The following is a 21,393-nucleotide window of genomic DNA, read 5'->3' as shown; positions in this document are numbered from 1 at the left end:
CGCCGCGGAGGTCGTCACAGGGTCGTCTCGCCGTTGAGGCCGAAGAAGTCGTGCCACTTCGCGCCGCCGAGGAAGCCGCTGCCGGTGGAGAGCCCCACGTACACGTCGTTGGTCGAGCCCTTGGTGAACACCACGGCGTCGTCCTTGCCGTCGCCGTTGACGTCGGACAGGTACGGGAACTCGCCGCCGAGGCAGAAGAAGTCGTTCCACTTCACCGTCGTGCCGACGAACGCCGACCCGTTCGACAGCGCCACGTAGGCGTCGGCGTTGGCGTCGCAGGTGAACGTCACGATGTCGGCTCTGCCGTCGCCGTTGACGTCCCCGACCCGGGGCAGCTCGTTGCCGACGGCGAACAGGTCGTGCCACTTCACGCCGGCGGCGAAGGACGAGCCGGTGGAGAGGCCGACGTACACGTCGGCGGCGCTCGACGGGCCCTGGGTGAAGGTGATGATGTCGGCCTTGCCGTCGCCGTTGACATCGGCGACCGCCGGGTACTCGCCGGCCGGGGCGAACCAGTCGTTCCACTTCAGGCCCGGCCCGAACGACGTGCCGGTGGAGAGCGCCACGTACACGTCGCCGCGGCCGTCCTGGTCGTGGGTGAAGGTGACGATGTCGTCCTTGCCGTCACCGTTCACGTCCCCCACGGCCGGGATCTCCGCGGCCGGGGCGAACCAGTCGTGCCACCTGGCGCCGGCGAGGAACCCGGTTCCGGTGGAGAGTCCGACGTAGACGTCGCCCCCCACCGCCGCGTTGGACGCTCCCTCCGTGTTGGACCCGTGGGCGAAGGTGATGATGTCGTCCTTGCCGTCACCGTTCACGTCGCCGGTCAGCGCGGTCTCCCCGCCGACGGAGAAGAAGTCGTTCCACTTCTCGGAGGGTTCGAGGAATTGGTACCCGGTCGAGTTGCCGACGTAGACGTCGGCCAGCGAGCCCTGGGTGAAGGCGACGATGTCCTCCTTGCCATCGCCATGGAAGTCCGTCGGTGAGCCCGCCGCCATCTCCGCGTAGCGGCGCGCGGTCGCCATCAGGCCCTGGGCGGTCCCCTGCGCCTGGTCGTAGCGGTCGGGGAAGGCCGAACCCTGGACACACTGCGCCACCTGCCCGGGGCTGTACGTCGGGTGGTTCCGATCGCAGACGACCGCGCGGGTGAAGAACTGGGTCGCCGCGTAGACCGGGTCCATGATCTGTTCCGGGGTGCCCCATCCGTAGTCCCAGCGCTGCTGGAACACCCCCAGCGACGACTTGTCGCCACAGGCGAGGTTGTTCATGTGCGACTCGACCCAGCCGGCCTCGAACCCGGCCAGGAGGACCTTGTCGTTGACCACGACGTTCTTACCGACGCGGTGCACGACGAGCAGCACCGACGGGTCGGCGGTGGGCGGGATGTACGAGCAGGAGGCCTGGGCGGGGGTGGCAGTGACACCGACGGCCAGGCCCGAGACGAGGAGAAGGGTGCCGAGGATGGCGCTAAGTCTTCGCATGGCTGCTCCGAGGACGAGGGTGCCCAGGCGGGCACGGGGGATCACGGCCCGCGCCGGGCGGGCCGGGTGATAGATAGAGGTCAATCCTGAAGCGGACAGGTTGCCGGCGAACTTACAACCATCGATGACCGGTCGTCAAGAAATCGTTTTCGCGGTTGCCGCACAACATTGCCCAAGCGGGCCCCCTCCGGCGGACCCTCCGGCGGGTGGCACCAGCGACGAAGCGTCCGCCGATCAAGGCCAGGCACGCATTTTGCGCCCCCGCGGCCACCCCTCGGCCTTGACCAACCAGGCTCGTGAATGTACTTTCCGCAGAAATCGATTGCTCATCCTGACCCCCCGTCCCACGGGAGTGCGCCGATGCGCCTACGTCACACCATCACCGCGACCGTCCTGACCGTCGGCGTCCTCGCCGCCGCTGCCGCCCTGTCAGCCCCGCCGGCGCCGCCCTGGCGGACCGCCGCGTCCGGCTCGCCGCCGGCGAGCTCCTTCTTCTCCACTGTCGACATCGAGCAGCACGCCACCACGCAGGCCGACGGCGACGGCGACCTGTGGGCCAACTGCTGGTCCGACGACGACAACGTCTACGCCGCGCACGGCGACGGCAAGGGCTTCGGCGCCACCTTCGCCGACATCGGCGTCAACCGCATCAGCGGCATGCCCGGTTCGCTGACCGGCACCACCCTCGCCCTCGGTGACCAGGTCGGCCAGGTGTGGACCGCCAACCACACCCGCAAGCCGACCGGCATGGCGTGCGCCGACGGCTCGCTGTACCTCGCGGTGCAGGACCTCGCCCTGGACTTCGACGACGCCCCGGCCGCCACCATCGCCCGCTCCACCGACCACGGCCGGACCTGGACCTGGGACCGCTCGGCGCCGATGTTCGGCAACGGCGTCTTCACCACGATCATGTTCCTCGACTTCGGCCGGGACTACGCCAACGCCATCGACGGCTACGTCTACGCGTACGGCCTCGACGGCAACTGGCGGGACTCGTTCAGCGACCGGGTCGCCGACCCCGTGGACGTCTACCTGGCCCGCGTGCCGCGCGGGTCCGTGCAGAACCGCTCGGCCTGGCAGTTCGTCTCCGGTTTCGACGCCGCCGGCAACCCGCTGTGGACCTCGGACATCACCCGGCGGACCGCGGTGCTGCACGACGACCGCCGCATCTACCCCGACGTCATCACCGCCGGGCACGTCCGCAACCTGAGCGTGATCAGCCAGGGCGGGGTGGTCTACGACAAGCCGCTCAACCGCTACCTCTACACCTCGTGGACCGAGTACACGTTCGAGTTCTACGAGGCGCCCACCCCCTGGGGGCCCTGGCGGCACTTCGCCACCAAAGACTTCGGCGGCTACCCCTGGACCACCGCCAAGCACGGCGGGTACGCCACCACCCTCCCGTCGAAGTACATCAGCGCCGACGGCCGGTCCCTGTGGATCCAGTCCAACGTCTGCCCCTGCGGTGGCGGGGGCACAGCGGTGTACACCTACTCCCTGCGGCCGATGACCCTGCAACCCTTCACCCCGACGACCGCCGCCAACGGCTACGACCCCGGCCGCAACCTCGCCCGGGAGGCCGGCACCGTCCGCATCGAACGGGCCAACCACTTCGGCAACACGTCGTACTACAACGACGGGCGCCGCGACCTGAGCGAGGACGACTGGAACGACGAGCGCAAGACGGACAGCTGGTGGGGCTACACCTGGCCCCGGCGCTACCTGATGAACAAGGTCGTCTACACCACGGGCGCGATGTTCTCCGACGGCGGCTGGTTCGGCGGCGGCCTCCGGGTGCAGGTGCGGCGCGACCACCAGTGGACCGACGTACGCGGCCTGAAGGCGACGCCGGTCTACCCGTACGACAACACCGCCGGCGCGTACCGGACCTACACCCTCGGCTTCGACCCGGTCGACGGTGACGGCGTACGCATCATCGGCTCATCGGGCGGCACCGCACGGTTCACCTCGATCGCCGAGCTGGAGGTCTACTACGGCGCCTTCGCCGGAACCGTGCAGACCGGCAGCTCGACCGACCTGACCGGCGACGGCAAGGACGACATCGTCACCTTCACCCAGAACCCGTCGGCCGACGTGTACGTCGGCGCCTCCACCGGATCGGCGTTCGGCGGTGGGGTCAAGTGGCACGACATGTTCGCGCTGCCCGGGGAGGCGCCGATGACCGGCGACGTCACCGGTGACGGCCGGGACGACCTGATCACGTTCACCCGAGGCCCGCTGGCCGACGTCTACGTCGCCCCGTCCACCGGCACCGGACTCGGCGCCACCACCAAGTGGCACGACTGGTTCGCCGCCGGCTCGGAGACCCCGCTCGTCGGCGACGTCAACGGGGACGGCAAGGACGACATCATCACCTTCACCCAGGACGCGAACGCCGACGTCTACGTCGCGCTCTCCACTGGGTCGTCGTTCGCCGGGACCGGCACCAAGTGGCACGACTGGTTCGCGCCGGCCGGCGAGGTGCCGGCGGTGGGGGACGTCAACGGCGACGGCAAGGACGACATCATCACCTTCACCCAGGGCGCGAACGCCGACGTCTATGTGGCCCTGTCCAACGGGTCGTCGTTCGGCCCGGGGGTGCGCTGGCACGACGCCTTCTCCCCCGGGGGGCAAACGCCCCGGATCGGTGACGTCAACGGCGACGGCCGGGACGACATCGTCTCGTTCACCGGAGACACCGCGGCCGACGTGTACGTCGCCCTGTCAACCGGCACCGGCTTCGGTCCCCCGGTGAAGTGGCACGACCAGTTCGCGATCCCCGGCCAGTTCCCCTACCTCGGCGACTTCAACGGCGACGGGCGGGCCGACCTGGCCGCCTTCAGCAGCGACCCCGGAGCGGACGTCTACGTCGCCCTCTCCTCCGGCACGTCCTTCGGCACCGTCGCCAAGTGGAACGACTTCTTCGGACTGCCCGGCGAGACCGCCCTCTAGCTGGCCCGGGACGGGGCGGGCCCGCGAGCCTGCCCCGTCCCCGACAGCGATCCTCCCGGCATCGCCGTCGGCACGACGGCCACTCCGTGTCCGGTCAGCGCAGCCCGGCGAACAGGTCGTCCTCCGGCGTCGGCGTGCCGGTGGTGTCGCGGACTCGGACGAAGGTTTCCACGCCCATGAGTTCGGTGAACCGCTCCTGGCCCAGTTGCAGGAAGAAGATGTTCTCGGCCTGGCTGGCATGTGCGGCCAGGGATTCGAACTTCTGCCCGCCGTAGGCGCTGGTGTCCACCCAGGTGGTGATCTCGTCGTCCGGCAGGCCGAGCTCCGGCATCTCCTCCGGCTCGGGAAACTCGACGCCGATCTCCTTCATGACGCGGCCGAACTCCTGGAACGCGCTGTGCGGCACGGTGGTCCAGTACACCTTCGCGGGGATGTCCGTCCGCTCGACCGCGGCCATGGTGATGCGGTGGGCCTGGATGTGGTCCGGGTGGCCGTAGAAGCCGTTCTCGTCATAGGTGACGACGACGTCGGGCCGGTAGCGGCGGATCAACTCGGCCAGCCGGTCGGCCGCCTCCTCCACCGGCGTGTTCCAGAACGCGCCGGGCGCGTCGTTGGCCGCCCAACCCATCATTCCGGAGTCGGCGTAGCCGAGGGTCTCCAGGTGCGTGACCTTCAACGCCTCACAACTGGTCGCCAACTCAGCCTGGCGCATCGCCACCACGGCCTGCGGGTCGTGGCCGGGGTCGCCCGGCTTGACCCCACCAGGCCCGTCGCCGCACCGCCCGTCCGTGCAGGTCACAAGCACTGTTGTGATTCCCTCTGCCGCATACCGCGCGAGGATGCCGCCGGTGCTCGTCGCCTCGTCGTCGGGGTGGGCGTGCACCGCCATCAAGGTCAGGGATCGCTCAGTCACCCCACCACCATACGAGGGAGGTCCGACGGCAGTGCCCCACCGGTTCTCGGCGCCGGATCCATGCGCCTATCGTCAGGGCTGGCGCAATCGCTCACCTGTCGGAGCAAAAAAGTTCGGACGGTGATGTCGAGAACCGGTGACTGGCTCCGTCCCCGTGGTGAACGTGACCAAGATGGGTCGCACCAGGATCGAGGAGAAACTCCGATGGCCAAGTACCTGCTGCTCAAGCACTACCGCGGCGCTCCGGCTGCCGTCAACGACGTGCCCATGGACCGGTGGACGCCGGAGGAGATCTCGGCGCACGTGCAGTACATGCGCGACTTCGCGGCCCGGCTCGAGCGCACCGGTGAGTTCGTCGACGGTCAGGCGCTCGCCCCGGAGGGGGCGTGGGTCCGGTACGACGGTGAGGGGCGTCCGCCGGTCACCGACGGCCCGTTCGCCGAGACCAAGGACCTCATCGCCGGTTGGATGGTGATCGACGTGGACAGCTACGAGCGCGCCGTCGAGCTGGCCGGGGAACTGTCGGCCGCCCCCGGGGCGGGCGGCAAGCCGATCCACGAGTGGCTCGAGGTACGTCCCTTCCTGGCCGAGCCGCCCACCATCACGGAGTGATCTGATGGACGAGGCCCTGCTCCGGAGCCTCACGCCGGCCGTGCTCGGCATCCTCGTCCGCCGCGGAGCCGACTTCGCGGCGGCCGAGGACGCCGTGCAGGACGCGCTGGTCGAGGCGCTCCGCGTCTGGCCGGCCGACCCGCCGCGGGACCCGAAGGGCTGGCTGGTCACCGTGGCCTGGCGCAAGTTCCTCGACACGACCCGCGCCGACGCCGCCCGCCGCCGGCGTGAAGAGCTCGTCGACGAGGAGTTGCCGCCCGGGCCCGCGCCCGCGGTCGACGACACGCTCCAGCTCTACTTCCTGTGCGCCCACCCGTCGCTGACGCCGTCGTCCGCGGTCGCGCTCACGCTGCGTGCCGTCGGCGGGCTGACCACCCGCCAGATCGCCCAGGCCTACCTGGTGCCCGAGGCGACCATGGCGCAGCGCATCAGCCGGGCCAAGCGCACCGTCTCCGCCGTACGGTTCGACCAGCCCGGCGACGTCGCCACCGTGCTGCGCGTCCTCTACCTGGTCTTCAACGAGGGCTACTCCGGCGACGTCGACCTGGCCGCCGAGGCCATCCGGCTCACCCGGCAGCTCGCGGCCGCGATCGACCACCCCGAGGTGGCGGGGCTGCTCGCCCTCATGCTGCTGCACCACGCCCGCCGCGCCACCCGGACCGCGCCCGACGGCAGCCTGGTGCCGCTCGCCGAGCAGGACCGCGGCCGATGGGACACCACATCCATCGCCGAGGGCATCGAGATCCTGCAGGCGGCCCTCGCCCGCGACCAGCTGGGCGAGTTCCAGGCCCAGGCCGCCATCGCGGCACTGCACGCCGACGCGCCCACCGCCGAGGAGACCGACTGGGTGCAGATCGTCGAGTGGTACGACGAACTCGCGCGCCTGACCGACAGCCCGATCGTCCGGCTCAACCGCGCGGTCGCCGTCGGCGAGGCCGACGGACCGCGCGCCGGGCTGGCGGCGCTCGCGGCACTGGACGACTCACTGCCCCGCCACGCGGCGGTCGCGGCATACCTGCACGAACGCGACGGCGACCTGGCCAGGGCGGCACGGTTGTACGCCGAGGCGGCCCTGAAGGCCCCCAACCTCGCCGAGCGCGACCACCTGACGCGCCAGGCCGCCCGGCTCAACACCCGCCCAGGTCGCTGACCGGTCGCGCCCGGATCCCGGCAGCAACTTCCGTACCTGCCCCGTCAGCACTGTGCCTGTCGGGAAGCCAGGCGTCGCGGTGCCGACCCGAGTCAGCCAGCGGGATCGACGAGGACGCCGGGGTTGAGGATCCAGGACGGGTCGAGGGCGTTCTTGGCGGCGCGCAAGGCGAGCGCGATCGGGTCCGGGCGCTGCCGGTCGTACCAGGGTCGGTGGTCGCGGCCGACGGCGTGGTGGTGGGTGATGGTGCCGCCGGCGGCGAGCAGCGCGTCGGAGACGGCGTGTTTGATCTGGTCCCACTGGGCCAGGGTGGCGCCCCAGCGGCCGCTGGCGTACACGCCGAAGTAGGGGGCGGGGCCGTCCGGGTAGACATGGGTGAAGCGGCAGGTGACCACACCGGTCGCGGCGACGGCGCGGAGCGCCTCGCCGGCCGCGTCGAGCACGGCGGCGCGCAGGGCGGGGAATCTGTCCCAGGTGCAGGCGGTCTCGAACGTTTCCACGATCATCGACCGGGCGGCGAGCGCGTCGCGCTGGTACGGCATCCGCAGGAACGCTGACCGCCAGGCCTCGGCGGCGGCGGTGCGCTGCCGCGGACCGGACGAGTCGTCGCCGCGGGGCGGCTCCGGCAGGGTTCCGCCGTGGTCGCGGCACAGCTCGACGGCGCGGTCCAGCCATGGTGTGACCGGATGGTCGGCGGACTCGAATCCCAGGACGAGCACGCCGCCGGTGGTGGCGGCGCCGGCGTTGAGGAGTGCCTCGGCCGGGTCGAGCAGCCGGCAGTTGCTCGGGTGCAGCGCGGACTGGGCGATGGCCCGGGTGGCGGTGACCGCCTCGTCGTAGTCGGTGAAGTGCACCGAGGCGTCCGCCCGCCAGCGCGGCCGATCCTGCAGCCGCATCCACGCCTCGGTGATGACGCCGAGCGCGCCCTCCGAGCCGAGGAACAGCCGGTCCGGGGACGGCCCGGCGCCGGAGCCGGGCAGCCGGCGTGACTGGCTGGTGCCCGCCGGGGTGACCACCCGCAACGACTCCACCAGGTCGTCGATGTGGGTCAGGACGGTGGCATAGTGACCGCCGGCGCGGGTGGCCAGCCAGCCGCCCAGGGTGGAGAACTCGAACGACTGCGGGAAGTGCCGCAGCGTGAGGTCGTGCCGACGGAGTTGCTCCTCCAACGCCGGGCCGAACACGCCGGCCTGGATGCGGGCCGCCCGGCTGGTCGGATCCACCTCGAGCACCCGGTCGAGGCGCCCGAGGTCGAGACTGACCGCCGCGGGATACGCGTCGTCCAGCCGCGCCTCCACGCCGCCGACCACCGACGAGCCGCCGCCGTAGGGGATCACCGCGATGTCCCGGCCCGCGCACCAGTCCAGCACGTCCACGACGTCCTGCTCGGTCACCGGCCGGACCACCAGGTCCGGCGGGTCGTGGACCTCCCCGTGCAGGTTGCGCACGACGTCCCGGAACGCCTTGCCGTGGGTGTGCGCCGCCCGGTCGGCCGGCTCCGTCGAGCACAGCCGGGCGAGTGACGCCGGCGGATCGACCCGCGGCCGGCGCAGGTCGAGTTCGGCCACCGGCGGCGCGACGTGCTCGGTCAGGTCGGCGTCGGGCAGCAGGGTACGCACCCGGTCGGTCAAGGCTGTGGCCTCCGCGCCGGTCACTGCGTCCTCGACGTGCCCCCAGCCCCACCACGAACGGTGCTTGCCGGCCATGCGGCCTCCCCGCCGTCCACCACCGCCAGATCGACTCCGCGGGTAACGTACTCGACTGCCAGCACCGCGTCGATGCCGTCGTGGTGGGCTTGGACTGCCTGCGCCGGTAGGTTGCACAGTCATGGCCACGACCGCGGACGTCCGTCGGGAACTCGCCAGCCTCGCCGACCCGCGCCGGGCGGCGGAAGTGAGCCGGTTTCTGCAGATGATTCCAGGCGGGTACGGCGAGGGCGACCGGGCCATCGGCGTCTCCGTGCCGGAACAGCGCAGGGTGGCCGGCCGGTACTGGCGCGACCTCTCCCTGGCGGAGACGGCGCTGCTGCTGACGAGCAGCGTGCACGAGGAGAGGCTGACGTCGCTGTTCATCCTGGTGCGAAAGTTCACCAAGGGGGGCGAGGAGGAACGGGGCAGGATCTTCGACCTGGTGCTGGCCAACACCGGCCGCATCAACAACTGGGACCTGGTGGACTCATCCGCGCCGTACATCGTCGGTCCCTGGCTGATCGACAAGGACCGCCGCGTACTGGATCGGTTGGCCGAGTCGAGCGTGGTGTGGGATCGGCGGATCGCCATCATGGCGACTTTCGCCTTCATCAAAGCCGGCGACTTCCTTTGGACCTTCCGGCTCAGTGAACGGCTCCTGCGCGACCCGCACGACCTCGTCCACAAGGCGGTGGGCTGGATGCTGCGCGAGGTGGGCAACCGTGACCGAGCGGCGGAGGAGGAGTTCCTGGCCCGACACTACCGGGCCATGCCACGGGTCACGCTGCGGTACGCGATCGAGAAGTTCGAACCGCAGCGACGTAAGGAGTACCTGTCCGGCATGGTCTAGATGACCGATATCGGGATACTGGAAGTCGAGGTGTCGGCTCAAGTCATCAGTGCCGGGCGATGGCCCACGGGTCAATAATCGTCCTCGCCACCTCGCTCAGGTCATTGTCCAGCTGGTGATCGCGCCCGGGCAGCCGGTGCAGCTGTGCCTGCGGGATGGCGCGGGCGTACAGGTCGGCGTGCGACGGTGGGGCGGTCTCGTCCTGGAGTCCATGGAACACATGCACCGGCACGCCGTGCGGCAGCCTCGCGCCGAGGTCGCGCGGCAGCTCGAACTCGTCACCGGGCCAGCCGCCCGCACCGACGAACGGAGCGGCGATCAGCACGATCGCCCTGAGCGGCGGCCCCGGTGGCCGCTCGGCGAGCGCGTTGATGAGGATCGTCCCGCCCACCGAGTGGCCGGTGACGACCGCGCCGTCGCCCAAGGCCGTCATCTCACGCCGGATGGCCGCGCTCCACCTGGCGTAGCTCGGCTCGTCCTCGTCGGGCATGCGCGGGTATCGGACCTCGTACCCGTCCCCGAGCTCCCGCCTCAAGCTGTCGACCAGCTTGTCGTCCCATTCGTCGTGCGTGCCCGCGCCGCCGCCCTGGATGAACAGGATCCGCCGGGTCCCTGCCATGACGCTCCTCCGTCGCACCCTCGTGACGACCCGGTTCGATACCCGCTGCCAGCCCGTGCGAAGCCGGCGCGGCCTACCGGGCCCGTTCCAGCCGCGCCCGACCTGGGCACAGGGCTGAGTCGGCGTCGATGCCCTCACCCGGTCGCCGTCGATCGCCTCCGCTACCAGGACATCCACACCCGGTGGCTACGGGCGGCATGATCGTCGCGCACGATCAACTGGTGCTCGAACGGGTCTCCTGGCAGCTCCCGCCCCAGACCAATCGACGGCGTTACTCGAGCTCATCCTCAGCGGGCCGCGGAACGGCCCGCACTAAGACAGTGTGACATTCTCACCCGCTTGGCCGATTAGACCCAATGACCGCCCTTGTTCAATTCTGGCCGTATCCGCGGCCGGCTGACGGCAGGAGAACACCATGCGATGGATCCGCCCGAACCGATGCGACAACTCCGGCCCGAACTGCCTGGAGGTCGCCGTGACGCCGGAGGGTGACCGGGTGCTGCGGAACTCGCAGCGGCCGGAGGTCACCATCAAGGTCGACGCGCAGGAGTGGTCAACGTTCATCGACTCGGTGCGGGCCGGCCAAAGCTTCTGACCGGTCCCCCGACGGCGGGCGGTTGCCGCCCCAACGAGCCGCGCCGCTGGTGGTGTCAGTCCTGCCCGGACAGCGGCGCGAGGGAGCCTCGGCACCGCCTGCCGCCTGGCCGACGACGACGTGGACCCGTACCGCCCCGCCCGGTCCGGGCGGGGCGGACAAATGTCGGCGGACGTGTGGTCTGGCACAGGGCTCGGATTCTTCGCCGCGAGCCCGGCTTCGGAAGCCAGGTGATGGAGGCGGCTGTCGTCGCCGAAGTGTGTCGAGCGCCGGTCCTCGGTTCGTCGAGCCAGGCAGGCCGCCTCAGGATCGTTGGCGCAGAACGAGTGCCACCAACCCGCCTACGGCCGCGAGGCCGACAGCCGCCAGCGGCAGCGCTGCGCGCAACCTCGAGGGAGGGTCATCGTCCTGGACCGGCTCCCGCGTAAACGCTCGGATCCAGTCCGCCGTCAACAGGGGCTCAGCGGCCCCGAGCGCGTGCGCGTGCAGGCGCTGCCCGGCCGTGCGAATCTGCTGCTCGGCCCGGTCGACGGCCGGGCCCGCGCCAAACTTCGCGCTCGCCTCCGCTGCCAACGCCTCGACCGCCTCGCTGAGCGCGGCCCGGGTCCGTGTGATCTCTTCCCGCAACTGCTGCAGGTCAGGGCCAGTTTCCAACCTTGTCACGACGCCCGTCCTTCCCGAACCGCGCTGTTCACCGCGCCACCAACGCGCAGTGTCAGCTCCTCGCCCGCTGTCGTGGCGATGTGCGGGGCCGCCTGGCTGATCAGTTCCAAGGTCGCCATCCCGGCGCCCGGTCGCCCATCGGCTGCTGCCTGCGGTTGCATGTCGCCCAACTCCCTCCGCGTACCGCCGTCGTTCCCAGGCGATCCAAGAACGAAACACCGGCCACGCCGCTCCTTGTGCGGCGGACAAGCAGGCAAGCCGGGGAATGGCTGTGCCTGTGCGCGGGTCGGGCCGGTCAATCGTCGAGGTTGATGACGCCGGTCATGGTGTGCTGTCCGATCCCGCGTTGATGTCCAGGCCGGGGACGAGTTGGCGGCAGATCCAGATGCCGCGTCCGCTGAGGGCTGCATGGTCCGGTGGTCTGGCCCGACCGTCGGGTCGGCCATGCCAGGGCGCTGATCGCTGACCTGCAGGTGCAGGGCGTTGTGGTCGCGCCGTAGCCGTCGCGGGCCGGGCACCGCCGCCGTGCCGGATGGTGCGTGGCCGGCTCACACGATGAGTAGTTGCTCGATTTGCCCGGTGTGGCGCCGAGCGCTGCGGCGTGCGCGGGGGGGGGGCGCACCGCCCGTCTTGCCGCCTCCGTCGGCAATGATGGCCCTGTGCAACCACTCACCGCGGGGACCGAGCAGGCCGCCGTTGAGGCGCTCATGGCGGCCAGCCGAGCGTTCGTCGGCCTCGCCGCCCGCTCGCTGGCCGACCTCGAGGCCGAGGTCACGCTGCCGCAGTTCCGGGCGCTGGTCGTGCTGGCCACCCGGGGACCGCAGCGCGCCGTCGACATTTCCGCCGAGCTCCAGGTCGCGCCGTCGACCGGGACCCGGATGTGCGACCGCCTGATCCGCAAGGGCCTGGTCCGGCGGTCCCGCTCGATCAGCGACCGGCGGGTGGTCCGCCTGCAACTCACACCCGCCGGGCGGGCTCTGGTGCAGGAGGTGATCCAGCGGCGCCGAGAGGAGTTGTCCCGCATCGTCGGGGCGACCTCGGCGTACTGGAAGCCGGCGGTGACCGAGGCGCTGACCGCGTTCGCCACTGCGGCCGGCGAGGTGCCCGAGCAGGAGTGGTGGCTGGGGTTCACCGCGTCGGAGCACGTCGCCGAGGCCGAGGACTGAACACCCGACCGGAGGAACCTGGCATCGGTGCCTGGTCGAAGTACTGGCACAGTGCAATGATGGGCATGTGCAAGCGACGGTGTGACGGCACCGCCGACAGGCCTCACGACCAGTAACGGGAGGCAGGTCATGGACCGAGACGGACACCACGAGGTCGCCCGGATCGACGACACGGTCACCCCGGACGGGCTGCACGAGCGGGCCGAGCGGGTCGCCGTGCCCGACTTCGACTACCTCACCCAGACCATCGAGGCGGTCGCCGAGGGGCTCACCCCGCACCCGTCCACCGGGACCGTCCAGCACCGACGTCGAACCTAGGCGGCCGAGGCGATTATCACGTCGTTCTGCAGGACGAGGTCGCGGTTGGTGGCGCCGGCGTCCACGGGGATCATCCGGCCGATCACGCGATGACCGAGACGGCGATCGGGCTGGGTTCGGCCACGAGCTTCGGTGGCTTGCGGTGCGTGACCAGGGCGTTGGTGCTGTCGCTGCCACGCTTCACCTCGGCCGGCCCACTGCTCCTTCGAGCCTTGACGTCTTAATCAGTCAGCTCGGTAACGCGATCTCGGTGATGCGTTCGCGCAGTTGTTGTTCCGCCGTGTCCAGCGTCGTCCACAGGTCGAACCACACCCGGCTGCGCGTCTGCTCGCCCCGGTCGAGACCGGCGACTGCGATGCTGTAGACGCCCCACAGGATCTCGTGGCGGCTGGGAGGGGAATCGACGCCGATGGCGAAGGACGCGGCCAGAGCGGCGCGAGTGACGATCAGGCTGTCCGGGTCGTCCGGGGCACGCCGCCCGGCGGTCAGGAACCGCGGCTCGTCGGTGATCTTCATCCATCGCACCGTCGCGCCCGGCACCTGCTGGTCGATGATCTCGGCGACCGATTGCCGGACCGTGGTGGCCGGATCGTCTCCCAGCCAGTCGAGGAAATGGCCAGTGCCGACGAGCCTGGTGAAGTCATCCTGGACAGGCCCGTACGTCGGATTGGGCTGGAACTCACCGGTGAGCTTGCCACCAGCGTCCACCTTCCACACGCGCCGGATGGCTTCAGCTGGGATGTAACCGTTCGGGTCGCTGATCAACGTCTGGTCGATCTCTGCGACCGAACCTCCCGGATTCCGTGCCGCCTCGGCAAGCAATCCGGTCGGCGGGGTCACGTTTCGCCCTGGTGCTTCGCCCGGGCCTGTCGGCATGGTCATGGCCCCTAACTGCGCTCCCGACGGACAGAATGGTCACGTGGAAGGTAGATCATCCGTCATGCACGAACCTTGTCAGGTCACGAGATGGATCTCGACGGACTGAGAGTCTGGCGCGAGGACCTGCGACACGCGGCGGCCTCCGCCCTCCTCGGCTTCGAGACACGCTACGGGTACCCGCCCGGCGAGAACGGCATCAGCCCACCCGACCCCGCTGGGACCGCCCGGCTCGCCGCAGTCGACACCATCCCCCAAGATCTGCTGCTCCTGTACCGCGCCGTCGGCGGGATCGACCTGCCCGACGTCGGTAACGGGTTCTTCCTACACACCGCCTCCCACATCGCGCGCTTCCACGAGTCACGCCAACTCCGACACGTCCGCGGCGGACACCACGCCGATGTCCTCGTCTTTGCCAGCGACGGCGGCGGCACCCAATACGCGCTCGACACACCCACCGGAGTACCGGTCTATCGGCTCCCGCCAGCCGCCGTCATCGACGGCACCTACACCTCGGACGATCCGCAGTTCGGCCCCGCCGCCCCGGACCTGGCCACCTTCCTCGGCGGCCTGCTCAACGCCGTCGAAGCATTCGCCGCGTCCGGCACACCGCCACAGTTGCAAGAGACCGGACCACCTCGACAGGGGCCTCGGGCTTGCCAAGGGGTCACCAGTCAGGCGGGGAGCAGCGAGGCGTAACCAGTTCGGTCTTCTCCGGGATTGCGTCAGGTCGCCGCACCGGGCCCGGGAAGCAGGTCGACGTCGCCGGCATGCATCGGCTCGCCGCAGTGCGCGCAGCGCAGGTCGACGCTGCTGACCTGGCCACATGCGTGGTGGCGGTACAGCACCGGCGCGCCGGCCTGACCGGCGAGCCACTTGTCGCCCCAGCGGACCATCACCATCAGCAGGTCGACGAGCTCGGTGCCCTTCTCGGTCAGGACGTACTCGAACCGGGGTCGCCGGTCGTAGGGCCGGCGCTCGAGTATCCCCTGTTCGACGAGGTGGTTCAGCCGCTCGGTCAGGACCTTGCGTGAGATGCCGAGATCCGCCTGGATCTGCTCGAACCGGGTGAACCCGGCGTACACGTCACGCAGGACCAGCGGTGACCAGGGCTCGCCGATCACGTCGAGCGTGCGCGCGACCGAGCATGCCATCTCCCCGAAGTTCGTGCGCTGCATGAAGCCAGCTTAGCAGGCTGGGTTCCCTTAAGGAACTTCAGCTGTTACGGTCACGGAGTCTCTTGAAGGAACTAAGGAAGGGGGGCGGGAATGAGCAAGGTGTTCATCGCACTGGCGGTCTCGGTCGACGGGTACATCACCGGTCGCGATCCCGGCGCCGGGCGCGGGCTCGGCGACGCGACGATGCTGTTCGACTGGTACTTCGACGGCGATACCCCCAGCCAGGTGTTCGACGGGTTCCGGCTGAGTGAGCCGAGTGCCCGGGTGTTCGACGCCATCGCCGGTCGCGTCGGCGCCACCCTGGCCGGCCGCAACACCTACGACGACTCCGAGTGGGTCCACGGCGGGGCGCCACACCCGACCGCGCCGCTGTACGTGCTCAGTCACCGGCCGGTGCCCGGCATGAGCGACCGCCAGACGCTGATCACAACCGGGGTCGAGGACGCGGTCGCGGCCGCGCGGGACGCCGCCGGCGACAAGGACGTCGCCCTCATGGGCGGCGGCGTCGCGACAGCGGCCTTGGCGGCGGGACTCGTCGACGAGGTGATCCTGCATCAAGTGCCGATCCTGCTCGGCGGCGGCCGACCCTACTTCCAGTCACTCCCGCAGCACGTGCGGCTCCGACTCGTCGACGTCGTCCCGGCGCCGGGCGTGACCCACCTCCACTACGAGGCGGTCCGATGATCTCCGGCGGGCTGATCGCCCTCCTGTTGACTGGGCAGACTTCACAGCACGACACGTACAACGTCTTCAGCGGCCGGCCGTACACCACCCGGCTCACGCAAGACACCGGCTTCAGCCCCACCTTCGACCTCGCCACGGCGGTCGCCGACCAGGTCGCGTGGCGCGCCGACAACCCTCGTTGAAGGAGCACACACATGCTTGACCCCGACGTACGCCGCGTACTCGACGGCATCTCGATCGCCCACCTCGCCACCGTCCTCCCGGACGGCTCGCCTCACACCGTTCCCCTGTGGATCGGCACCCTCGGCGACCGAATCGTCTTCTTCACCGGGCCGGGCTCCCGCAAAGCACGCAACCTGCGCCTCGACCCTCGAATGGCGCTGTCCATCGCGCCCGTCGACAACCCGTTCGAACCCGTCGTGATCCGTGGACGGATCGTGGAATGGATCGAGGGAGACGCGGCATGGCCGATCATCGACCAACTGTCCACGAAGTACACCGGGGCGCCCTACTCCCGGGAACAGCAACGCGTCGTGGCCGTGGTCGAGCCAGAACGACAGACGGTCGGGATCGGCTAGGTACCCGTCGCTGACCCCGTACGACCCGTTCACCGACATCATCGACGGTCGTTCTCAATTGACGGACGTCCGGACTACGAGACGTCCCTTAGGCGCAGGAAGCCATCTGAGCAGACAAAGCGACGACCTTCGACAGCTGATCGAGGCATTGATGTGCCTGATCGCCTTGGACTTCCGTGTGAAGAGCTCCGGATCACGCCGATTCCACCGAGGCAGTTGATGGCTGGACCCCAGTGATGGAGGGCGTTTGCTCGCGTTGTCGGGCGAATTGGTCTGGGCGAGCACGTGGATGGCAGAGGCGAACGAGGTCGTCGCGCCCCGGCTCGACCTTCCCGTACTGGCATTCGTGGACTGGCCAGACCATGAGGAACCACTGCGCGGCGTGCACTGGAAGACCGCGCCCTTGACACGGTGGGCGGCAGGACGCCCGTTCGTCTGGCTGGACGACGAAACCACCGACGCCGACCGGCGATGGGTCGCCGCACACCACTCGCAGCCAGCGCTGCTGCGCCACGTCGACCCATACCTCGGCTTGACCGGCGCCGACCTTGCGGCAGTGCGCCAGTGGCTCAGACCGCACGACGAAGCCGCTTGATCAGCCGCGCGCGGTAGCCGCACAGCACTCGCCACTGCCACTGGCGACAAGCAGCCCGCACGCACCCTCTCCTACCGCCTTCTACCGCACCTCATGTTCAGGTCGTCAACACCTGCGGCGGGGTGAGCATCGGCGGACGACAGACCAGCGTGGGCATGCCGCTTGCCGGTCAGCGGGTCAGGGTGCGTCTCAAAGGCGTCCTCCTGCACGTCGTAACGAGGCCGGGCAGCTGCGCCGCACCCTGCGCTGCCCCCTTGACACCGACCGCCTGCGGTCCCATTCGCGACGCCCGATCGGCTTCTCCGGTCCCACCACCGGCCACCGGGTCAACGGTTGAGCGGGTCGTGTCGGTCAACGGTAGCTTTCAGGTCGCCGGGCAGAAGATCCAAGTCGGGAAGGTCTACGCCCGCAAACTCGTCACCGTCGCCCTCGACGAGCCCACCGTCACCGTCTACGACGCCGACACTCCGATCCCGGCCGGACCCCGCCCCAGCAACACCAAACTGAACCGCACCAGAGCCAAACACCAGATCACCATCCCGGCTCAGCTCAGCAGCCTCGCCTTCATGCGTGACCTGGCGACTTGTAGTCGGCTATGTGGTTGGCCTAACCCGAGCGCGCTGTGTTCGATGACGCCTGCGGGGGTGTCAGTGCGTCCAGACTCCTGTGATGTGAGCGCGACCAGCTCGGTGCGCAGGTCCACGGCAGTTCACCGAGGACGATCGCGCTGAGCACAAGCTCGACCATCACCCGGTCGTATCGATCGGAGGTGCGACGATAACGCGACGGGTCGGACTCCATCGTCGCCGCTGAGATACGCCAACCACCGCCGCCAACGGGCGAGAACGATGCTTCGAAGATCCCGTGCCGGTCCAGCTGCGATGCAGGAACGCGACATGTCCTCAACGAACACGTTCCACTTCTCGTCCATGTCGCGAGCCTCGTAACCGAGCTTGATCCGTCCCCTGCTCGTCGGAGAACGTGCGGGTCGGCGGCTCGGCCGTCGGCATCGGCATCGGCATCGGCATCGGCATCGGCATCGGCATCGGCGACACGATCGGCAACACGTGCCGCAACAACGACCGGGTGACCGGCTCGGTTTCACGACGACGGCCTGAAGGTGAGTCAGCGGAGAGGGGCTCACCGTCAACTCCGAAGCCATGATCAAGATCGCGATGATTCGACTCATGGCGATGCGTCTGGCCGGTAAAAGCATCCGCTGGAGCAACGCCAGGAACGCGAAGCCGCCCGACGCATCAACGCCGAACAACTTATCACCGCGTAGCAACCCGGTTACCCGACGGTCTCTTACAGACCCCTGGCCTGTTCGTCGCGCATTTCACGGCTTTCCACCCAGACGCGCGCTTTCTCCGCTTTTGCGGCGTTCATCCGCAGTTGGTGAGGCTTGCTCAATATGCTCCAAGGCGACGCGCAGCCCCCGACCTGGGACACCCTGGCAAGGCTTCGCGCTGCTCGGTCCACCCACCATGAGGACAACCACCCGGCGAGGAGATCGACATGGCGTTGGCCCTGTTCGCCGGGCCCATCTACGTGGCCGCCGGCTTCACCGCGCTGCTGCGCCGAAAGCTGGGCTTGGTGGTGACCGCCAAGGGGAAGCTGCGCACCACCGAGTCGTTCCGCACGTTCCGGCTGCACTTCTGCTGGGCGGCCGTCTCCGCCGGCCTGCTCGGCGCGAGCTTTCTGCTGGACAACAGCTCACTCCTGCTGCGGGTGTGGCCGGTCGTGACCCTCCTGACCGGTCTCGGTCCGCCACTGATCGTCCTCGTCTCGAACGTTCGGGCCGACCGTGAGCAGCACGACGACACGGCCGCGCCCACCGCCCACGCCGACAGCGAGGAGCGCCGTCCGCCGAAGTCACGGGTGGCGGCTGAGGAGGGGGTTCGGCGATGATGAGGTTGACCGTTCCGCGGGTCGTGATGGCGTTGACCTGCGCCCTGCTGCTGACCTACGCCTTCGCCATAGCGCCCGCCACCACCTCCGAGGGCCGAGGCAGGGCGGTGACGGCCGAAGCGAAGGCGCCCGCCCAACCCAGCGCGTCGCCCCGACCTCGAGAGCTCTTCCCTCCGGCGGGAAAGACGTTCATCGGTGTCATGACCGACAAGGGCCCCCACGACTTCACGCCGGTGGACAGGTTCATGGCGGCCGCACAGCACCAGCCGCAGGTCATGCTCTTCAGCGAGGGCTGGGCATCCGCCACGTTCGACCGGACGCTCTTCGACCGGATTCGTGATCGCGGCATGATGCCGATGCTGGGCTGGGAACCATGGGACTACCGGCTGGATGAAAGGGCTCGGCAGCAGAAGCTGACCGCCCAGGAGATCGACAGGATCCGGTCGGACCAACCCACCTACCGGTTGTCCCGCATTGCGGACGGAGAGTTCGACAGCTACGTGCGGTCTTGGGCGGAAGGAATCAAGTCACTCGGCTACCCGGTGGCCATCCGCTTCGCTCACGAGATGAACGGCTACTGGTACCCGTGGTGCGAGCTGGTCAACGGCAACCAGCCGGGTGACTACGTGAGAGCCTGGCGCCACGTACACGATGTGTTCAGGACCGCCGGGGTCACGAACGTCATCTGGGTGTGGAGCGCTAACGTCAGATACACCGACCTGACCCCCGCGCTCTCCACCTACTACCCCGGCGACGACTACGTGGACTGGCTCGGCGTCACGGGCTACTACGGCAAGTACGACTTCGCGGAGTACCTCTCCTTCGACGAGATCTTCAAGAAGACCATCACCGAGATCCGCACCTTCAGCAAGAAGCCGATGATCGTCACCGAGACCGGTGCTTCCGACCACATAGGGCGCAAGGCCGAATGGATCAAGCAGGCCTTCCAAACGCTGCCCAGCTACCCGGACATCATCGGGCTGATCTGGTTCGAGGTGAACAAGGAACTCGACTGGCGCATCGTGAGTTCCCCGGCGGTGGCCACGGCCTTCGCAAAGGCGGTCAACGACCCTCGCTACCAGGTCACCTGGTCGCCGGACATGCTCCTGCGTACGAAACTGGCGGACTAGATGTCGCGGTGTAGGCGGAGATCCCGGCCGCGAGTTTGTCGACCAGAACCTGCCCGCGGATGACGAGATGGCCGAGCCGGTCGCTCACACCGACAGCGAGGAACGCCGCCGACGTCACGAGTGGCGGCTGAGGAGAGATTGCAATGATGAGGCTGACCGTTCCGCGGGTCCTGATGGTGCTGGGCGGCGCGCTACTGCTGACCTACGCGGTCGCCACAGCACCGGCCACCATGTTTGGAGGCCGGGCGGACGGCCAGTCCGACCGGCTTGCGAAGGCCGAGCCGGGTGCAGCGCCCCGGCCGGCTGCGGAGCTCTTCCCGCCGGCCGGCAAGGCGTTCATCGGTGTGATGACCGAGAAGGGCCCACACGACTTCGCGGCGGTGGATACGTTCACCGCTGCCGCGAGACACCAGCCGAACGTTCTGATGTTCAGCTCGTGGTGGGCGTCTGACGCATTTGACCGGATGCTCTTCGACCGGATCAGCAGCCGCGGCATGCTGCCGATGCTGGCCTGGGAACCATGGGACAACACATTGGACGAAGCGGCCCGCAAAAGGGGCCTGCCCGTCCGTGACATCGACCAGATTCGGTCCAACCAGCCCAACTACCGGTTGTCCCGTATCGCTGGCGGGGACTTCGACCCGTACCTTCGGTCCTGGGCGGAAGGGATCAAGTCACTCGGCTACCCCGTGGCCATCCGGTTCGCGCACGAGATGAATGGGGACTGGTATCCGTGGTCCGAAGCGGTCAACGCCAACCGGCCGGGCGAGTACGCCAGGGCGTGGCGCCACGTACACGACCTGTTCCGGGCCGTCGGGGCCACGAATGTGACCTGGGTGTGGAGCCCGAATGCCAGATGGGGCGACTCGACGCCGAGACTCTCCGGTTTCTATCCGGGCGATGACTACGTCGACTGGGTGGGCCTCTCGGGCTACTACGGCATCGGGTTCTATACGGACTACAGGTCCTTCGATGAGATCTTCGACCGCACCATCACCGAGATCCGCGCGTTCAGCAGAAAACCGATGGTCATCACCGAGACCGGCGCCTCCGACGCCACGGGGCGCAAGGCCGAATGGATCACGGAGGCCTTCCGACTGCTGTCGCGCCATAAGGAGATCATCGGCGTCATCTGGTTCGAGGTGGACAAGGAGGTGGACTGGCGCATCGTCAGCTCACCGGCCGTGACAGAGGCCTTCGCCAAGGCGGTCGCCGATCCTCGCCACCAGTTCAGCTGGTCGCCGGACATGCTCCTGCGCACGAAGTTGGCGGACTAGGGCGTGTCTCGAAGTAGGTGTGTCGGTGGTCGATAGATGGCGAGGTCTCCGGTAGAGGGTTCATCGACCAAGAAGAACCTGAACACCGGAGACCTCGTGGCCACCTTAACGGTGACGAGGCGGTTCGACCTGACCGACGCTCAGTGGGCGGTGCTGC

General features: G+C 69.0%; 23 protein-coding genes. 16 read left to right on the top strand and 7 right to left on the bottom strand.

All coding sequences use genetic code 11. From position 1 onward, the window contains the following. Positions 1–14: 14 nt before the first annotated feature. Positions 15–1,481 carry an FG-GAP repeat domain-containing protein gene (locus tag ACGFI9_RS30540; protein WP_393183424.1) on the bottom strand — a complete coding sequence of 489 codons (1,467 nt, stop codon included), beginning with the start codon at positions 1,479–1,481 and terminating at the stop codon, positions 15–17. A gap of 360 nt (positions 1,482–1,841) precedes the next feature. Between ACGFI9_RS30540 and ACGFI9_RS30535 the strand changes: the two genes are divergently transcribed. Then, entirely contained in the window at positions 1,842–4,433 is a 2,592-nt protein-coding gene (locus tag ACGFI9_RS30535; RefSeq protein WP_393183422.1) for an FG-GAP-like repeat-containing protein, read from the top strand. A 94-nt stretch (positions 4,434–4,527) separates the two neighbouring features. On the opposite strand, the gene ACGFI9_RS30530 is transcribed toward ACGFI9_RS30535, so the two are convergent. Beyond that, the gene (locus tag ACGFI9_RS30530) at positions 4,528–5,346 is read right to left on the bottom strand and encodes a PIG-L family deacetylase (protein WP_393183421.1); all 819 of its coding nucleotides are present in this window, start codon (positions 5,344–5,346) and stop codon (positions 4,528–4,530) included. Positions 5,347–5,550: 204 nt separating this feature from the next. Between ACGFI9_RS30530 and ACGFI9_RS30525 the strand changes: the two genes are divergently transcribed. Together ACGFI9_RS30525 and ACGFI9_RS30520 are read left to right on the top strand one after the other, a co-directional pair. Continuing rightward, the gene (locus tag ACGFI9_RS30525) at positions 5,551–5,958 is read left to right on the top strand and encodes a YciI family protein (protein ID WP_393183418.1); all 408 of its coding nucleotides are present in this window, start codon (positions 5,551–5,553) and stop codon (positions 5,956–5,958) included. A 4-nt stretch (positions 5,959–5,962) separates the two neighbouring features. Continuing rightward, on the top strand, positions 5,963–7,108 hold the full coding sequence (locus tag ACGFI9_RS30520; protein ID WP_393183416.1) for an RNA polymerase sigma factor: 1,146 nt from the start codon (positions 5,963–5,965) through the stop codon (positions 7,106–7,108). Between the two features lie 92 nt (positions 7,109–7,200). Here ACGFI9_RS30520 and ACGFI9_RS30515 read toward each other — a convergent pair whose 3' ends face one another. After that, a complete protein-coding gene (locus ACGFI9_RS30515) occupies positions 7,201–8,814 on the bottom strand; it encodes an FAD-binding oxidoreductase (protein WP_393183414.1) in 1,614 nt (537 codons plus the stop codon). Positions 8,815–8,935: 121 nt separating this feature from the next. Here ACGFI9_RS30515 and ACGFI9_RS30510 point away from each other — a divergent pair, with 121 nt between their 5' ends. Beyond that, positions 8,936–9,646, top strand: coding sequence for a DNA alkylation repair protein (locus ACGFI9_RS30510; RefSeq protein ID WP_393183412.1), 711 nt, complete (start codon positions 8,936–8,938; stop codon positions 9,644–9,646). A 46-nt stretch (positions 9,647–9,692) separates the two neighbouring features. On the opposite strand, the gene ACGFI9_RS30505 is transcribed toward ACGFI9_RS30510, so the two are convergent. Then, on the bottom strand, positions 9,693–10,265 hold the full coding sequence (locus tag ACGFI9_RS30505) for an alpha/beta fold hydrolase (RefSeq protein ID WP_393183410.1): 573 nt from the start codon (positions 10,263–10,265) through the stop codon (positions 9,693–9,695). 415 nt (positions 10,266–10,680) lie between these two features. On the opposite strand from ACGFI9_RS30505, the gene ACGFI9_RS30500 reads away from it, so the two are divergent. Next, positions 10,681–10,860, top strand: coding sequence for a DUF397 domain-containing protein (locus ACGFI9_RS30500; RefSeq protein ID WP_393183408.1), 180 nt, complete (start codon positions 10,681–10,683; stop codon positions 10,858–10,860). 303 nt (positions 10,861–11,163) lie between these two features. On the opposite strand, the gene ACGFI9_RS30495 is transcribed toward ACGFI9_RS30500, so the two are convergent. Further along, complete coding sequence (locus tag ACGFI9_RS30495; RefSeq protein ID WP_393183406.1) at positions 11,164–11,523, bottom strand: hypothetical protein; 360 nt, start codon at positions 11,521–11,523, stop codon at positions 11,164–11,166. A 659-nt stretch (positions 11,524–12,182) separates the two neighbouring features. Here ACGFI9_RS30495 and ACGFI9_RS30490 point away from each other — a divergent pair. Together ACGFI9_RS30490 and ACGFI9_RS30485 are read left to right on the top strand one after the other, a co-directional pair. Beyond that, on the top strand, positions 12,183–12,689 hold the full coding sequence (locus ACGFI9_RS30490; protein ID WP_393183404.1) for a MarR family winged helix-turn-helix transcriptional regulator: 507 nt from the start codon (positions 12,183–12,185) through the stop codon (positions 12,687–12,689). 129 nt (positions 12,690–12,818) lie between these two features. Further along, positions 12,819–13,007 (top strand): hypothetical protein, encoded by a 189-nt coding sequence (locus ACGFI9_RS30485; RefSeq protein WP_393183403.1) that lies wholly within the window; start codon positions 12,819–12,821, stop codon positions 13,005–13,007. A gap of 228 nt (positions 13,008–13,235) precedes the next feature. Here the strand turns inward: ACGFI9_RS30485 and ACGFI9_RS30480 are convergent, their stop codons facing one another. Next, entirely contained in the window at positions 13,236–13,847 is a 612-nt protein-coding gene (locus tag ACGFI9_RS30480) for a hypothetical protein (RefSeq protein WP_393183401.1), read from the bottom strand. Between the two features lie 126 nt (positions 13,848–13,973). On the opposite strand from ACGFI9_RS30480, the gene ACGFI9_RS30475 reads away from it, so the two are divergent. Further along, on the top strand, positions 13,974–14,582 hold the full coding sequence (locus ACGFI9_RS30475) for a hypothetical protein (protein ID WP_393183399.1): 609 nt from the start codon (positions 13,974–13,976) through the stop codon (positions 14,580–14,582). Between the two features lie 26 nt (positions 14,583–14,608). Here the strand turns inward: ACGFI9_RS30475 and ACGFI9_RS30470 are convergent, their stop codons facing one another. Beyond that, entirely contained in the window at positions 14,609–15,061 is a 453-nt protein-coding gene (locus ACGFI9_RS30470) for a winged helix-turn-helix transcriptional regulator (RefSeq protein WP_393183397.1), read from the bottom strand. A 90-nt stretch (positions 15,062–15,151) separates the two neighbouring features. Here ACGFI9_RS30470 and ACGFI9_RS30465 point away from each other — a divergent pair, with 90 nt between their 5' ends. From ACGFI9_RS30465 to ACGFI9_RS30430, 8 genes are all read left to right on the top strand, one after another. Further along, positions 15,152–15,745 carry a dihydrofolate reductase family protein gene (locus ACGFI9_RS30465; protein WP_393183395.1) on the top strand — a complete coding sequence of 198 codons (594 nt, stop codon included), beginning with the start codon at positions 15,152–15,154 and terminating at the stop codon, positions 15,743–15,745. Beyond that, the gene (locus tag ACGFI9_RS30460) at positions 15,742–15,927 is read left to right on the top strand and encodes a hypothetical protein (RefSeq protein ID WP_393183393.1); all 186 of its coding nucleotides are present in this window, start codon (positions 15,742–15,744) and stop codon (positions 15,925–15,927) included. Before ACGFI9_RS30465 ends, ACGFI9_RS30460 begins: the two co-directional genes overlap by 4 nt. A 12-nt stretch (positions 15,928–15,939) precedes the next feature. Next, positions 15,940–16,323 carry a PPOX class F420-dependent oxidoreductase gene (locus ACGFI9_RS30455; RefSeq protein ID WP_393183391.1) on the top strand — a complete coding sequence of 128 codons (384 nt, stop codon included), beginning with the start codon at positions 15,940–15,942 and terminating at the stop codon, positions 16,321–16,323. 247 nt (positions 16,324–16,570) lie between these two features. Then, positions 16,571–16,918, top strand: a complete 348-nt coding sequence (locus ACGFI9_RS30450) for a hypothetical protein (RefSeq protein WP_393183389.1) — start codon at positions 16,571–16,573, stop codon at positions 16,916–16,918. A gap of 981 nt (positions 16,919–17,899) precedes the next feature. Further along, positions 17,900–18,082 carry a hypothetical protein gene (locus ACGFI9_RS30445; protein WP_393183387.1) on the top strand — a complete coding sequence of 61 codons (183 nt, stop codon included), beginning with the start codon at positions 17,900–17,902 and terminating at the stop codon, positions 18,080–18,082. Positions 18,083–18,436: 354 nt separating this feature from the next. After that, entirely contained in the window at positions 18,437–18,829 is a 393-nt protein-coding gene (locus ACGFI9_RS30440; protein ID WP_393183384.1) for a hypothetical protein, read from the top strand. 26 nt (positions 18,830–18,855) lie between these two features. Next, positions 18,856–19,959, top strand: coding sequence for a glycoside hydrolase family 26 protein (locus ACGFI9_RS30435; RefSeq protein WP_393183585.1), 1,104 nt, complete (start codon positions 18,856–18,858; stop codon positions 19,957–19,959). A 143-nt stretch (positions 19,960–20,102) separates the two neighbouring features. Continuing rightward, on the top strand, positions 20,103–21,236 hold the full coding sequence (locus ACGFI9_RS30430; protein WP_393183383.1) for a glycoside hydrolase family 26 protein: 1,134 nt from the start codon (positions 20,103–20,105) through the stop codon (positions 21,234–21,236). The last annotated feature ends 157 nt before the right edge of the window (positions 21,237–21,393 follow it).

Origin of the sequence: Micromonospora sp. NPDC048930 (assembly GCF_043197935.1) — a bacterium.
Lineage (GTDB): Bacteria > Actinomycetota > Actinomycetes > Mycobacteriales > Micromonosporaceae > Micromonospora.
This window is presented reverse-complemented; position numbering and strand designations above follow the sequence as displayed.

What these genes read in the sequence shown, in the direction of transcription:
- ACGFI9_RS30485 (WP_393183403.1), top strand. Translation starts at nt 12,819, where the DNA reads ATGGACCGAGACGGACACCACGAGGTCGCCCGGATCGACGACACGGTC.
- ACGFI9_RS30540 (WP_393183424.1), bottom strand. Translation starts at nt 1,481, where the DNA reads ATGCGAAGACTTAGCGCCATCCTCGGCACCCTTCTCCTCGTCTCGGGC.
- ACGFI9_RS30525 (WP_393183418.1), top strand. Translation starts at nt 5,551, where the DNA reads ATGGCCAAGTACCTGCTGCTCAAGCACTACCGCGGCGCTCCGGCTGCC.
- ACGFI9_RS30465 (WP_393183395.1), top strand. Translation starts at nt 15,152, where the DNA reads ATGAGCAAGGTGTTCATCGCACTGGCGGTCTCGGTCGACGGGTACATC.
- ACGFI9_RS30435 (WP_393183585.1), top strand. Translation starts at nt 18,856, where the DNA reads ATGGCGTTGACCTGCGCCCTGCTGCTGACCTACGCCTTCGCCATAGCG.
- ACGFI9_RS30430 (WP_393183383.1), top strand. Translation starts at nt 20,103, where the DNA reads ATGATGAGGCTGACCGTTCCGCGGGTCCTGATGGTGCTGGGCGGCGCG.
- ACGFI9_RS30505 (WP_393183410.1), bottom strand. Translation starts at nt 10,265, where the DNA reads ATGGCAGGGACCCGGCGGATCCTGTTCATCCAGGGCGGCGGCGCGGGC.
- ACGFI9_RS30460 (WP_393183393.1), top strand. Translation starts at nt 15,742, where the DNA reads ATGATCTCCGGCGGGCTGATCGCCCTCCTGTTGACTGGGCAGACTTCA.
- ACGFI9_RS30510 (WP_393183412.1), top strand. Translation starts at nt 8,936, where the DNA reads ATGGCCACGACCGCGGACGTCCGTCGGGAACTCGCCAGCCTCGCCGAC.
- ACGFI9_RS30440 (WP_393183384.1), top strand. Translation starts at nt 18,437, where the DNA reads ATGGCGTTGGCCCTGTTCGCCGGGCCCATCTACGTGGCCGCCGGCTTC.
- ACGFI9_RS30470 (WP_393183397.1), bottom strand. Translation starts at nt 15,061, where the DNA reads ATGCAGCGCACGAACTTCGGGGAGATGGCATGCTCGGTCGCGCGCACG.
- ACGFI9_RS30475 (WP_393183399.1), top strand. Translation starts at nt 13,974, where the DNA reads ATGGATCTCGACGGACTGAGAGTCTGGCGCGAGGACCTGCGACACGCG.
- ACGFI9_RS30455 (WP_393183391.1), top strand. Translation starts at nt 15,940, where the DNA reads ATGCTTGACCCCGACGTACGCCGCGTACTCGACGGCATCTCGATCGCC.
- ACGFI9_RS30500 (WP_393183408.1), top strand. Translation starts at nt 10,681, where the DNA reads ATGCGATGGATCCGCCCGAACCGATGCGACAACTCCGGCCCGAACTGC.
- ACGFI9_RS30520 (WP_393183416.1), top strand. Translation starts at nt 5,963, where the DNA reads ATGGACGAGGCCCTGCTCCGGAGCCTCACGCCGGCCGTGCTCGGCATC.
- ACGFI9_RS30535 (WP_393183422.1), top strand. Translation starts at nt 1,842, where the DNA reads ATGCGCCTACGTCACACCATCACCGCGACCGTCCTGACCGTCGGCGTC.
- ACGFI9_RS30515 (WP_393183414.1), bottom strand. Translation starts at nt 8,814, where the DNA reads ATGGCCGGCAAGCACCGTTCGTGGTGGGGCTGGGGGCACGTCGAGGAC.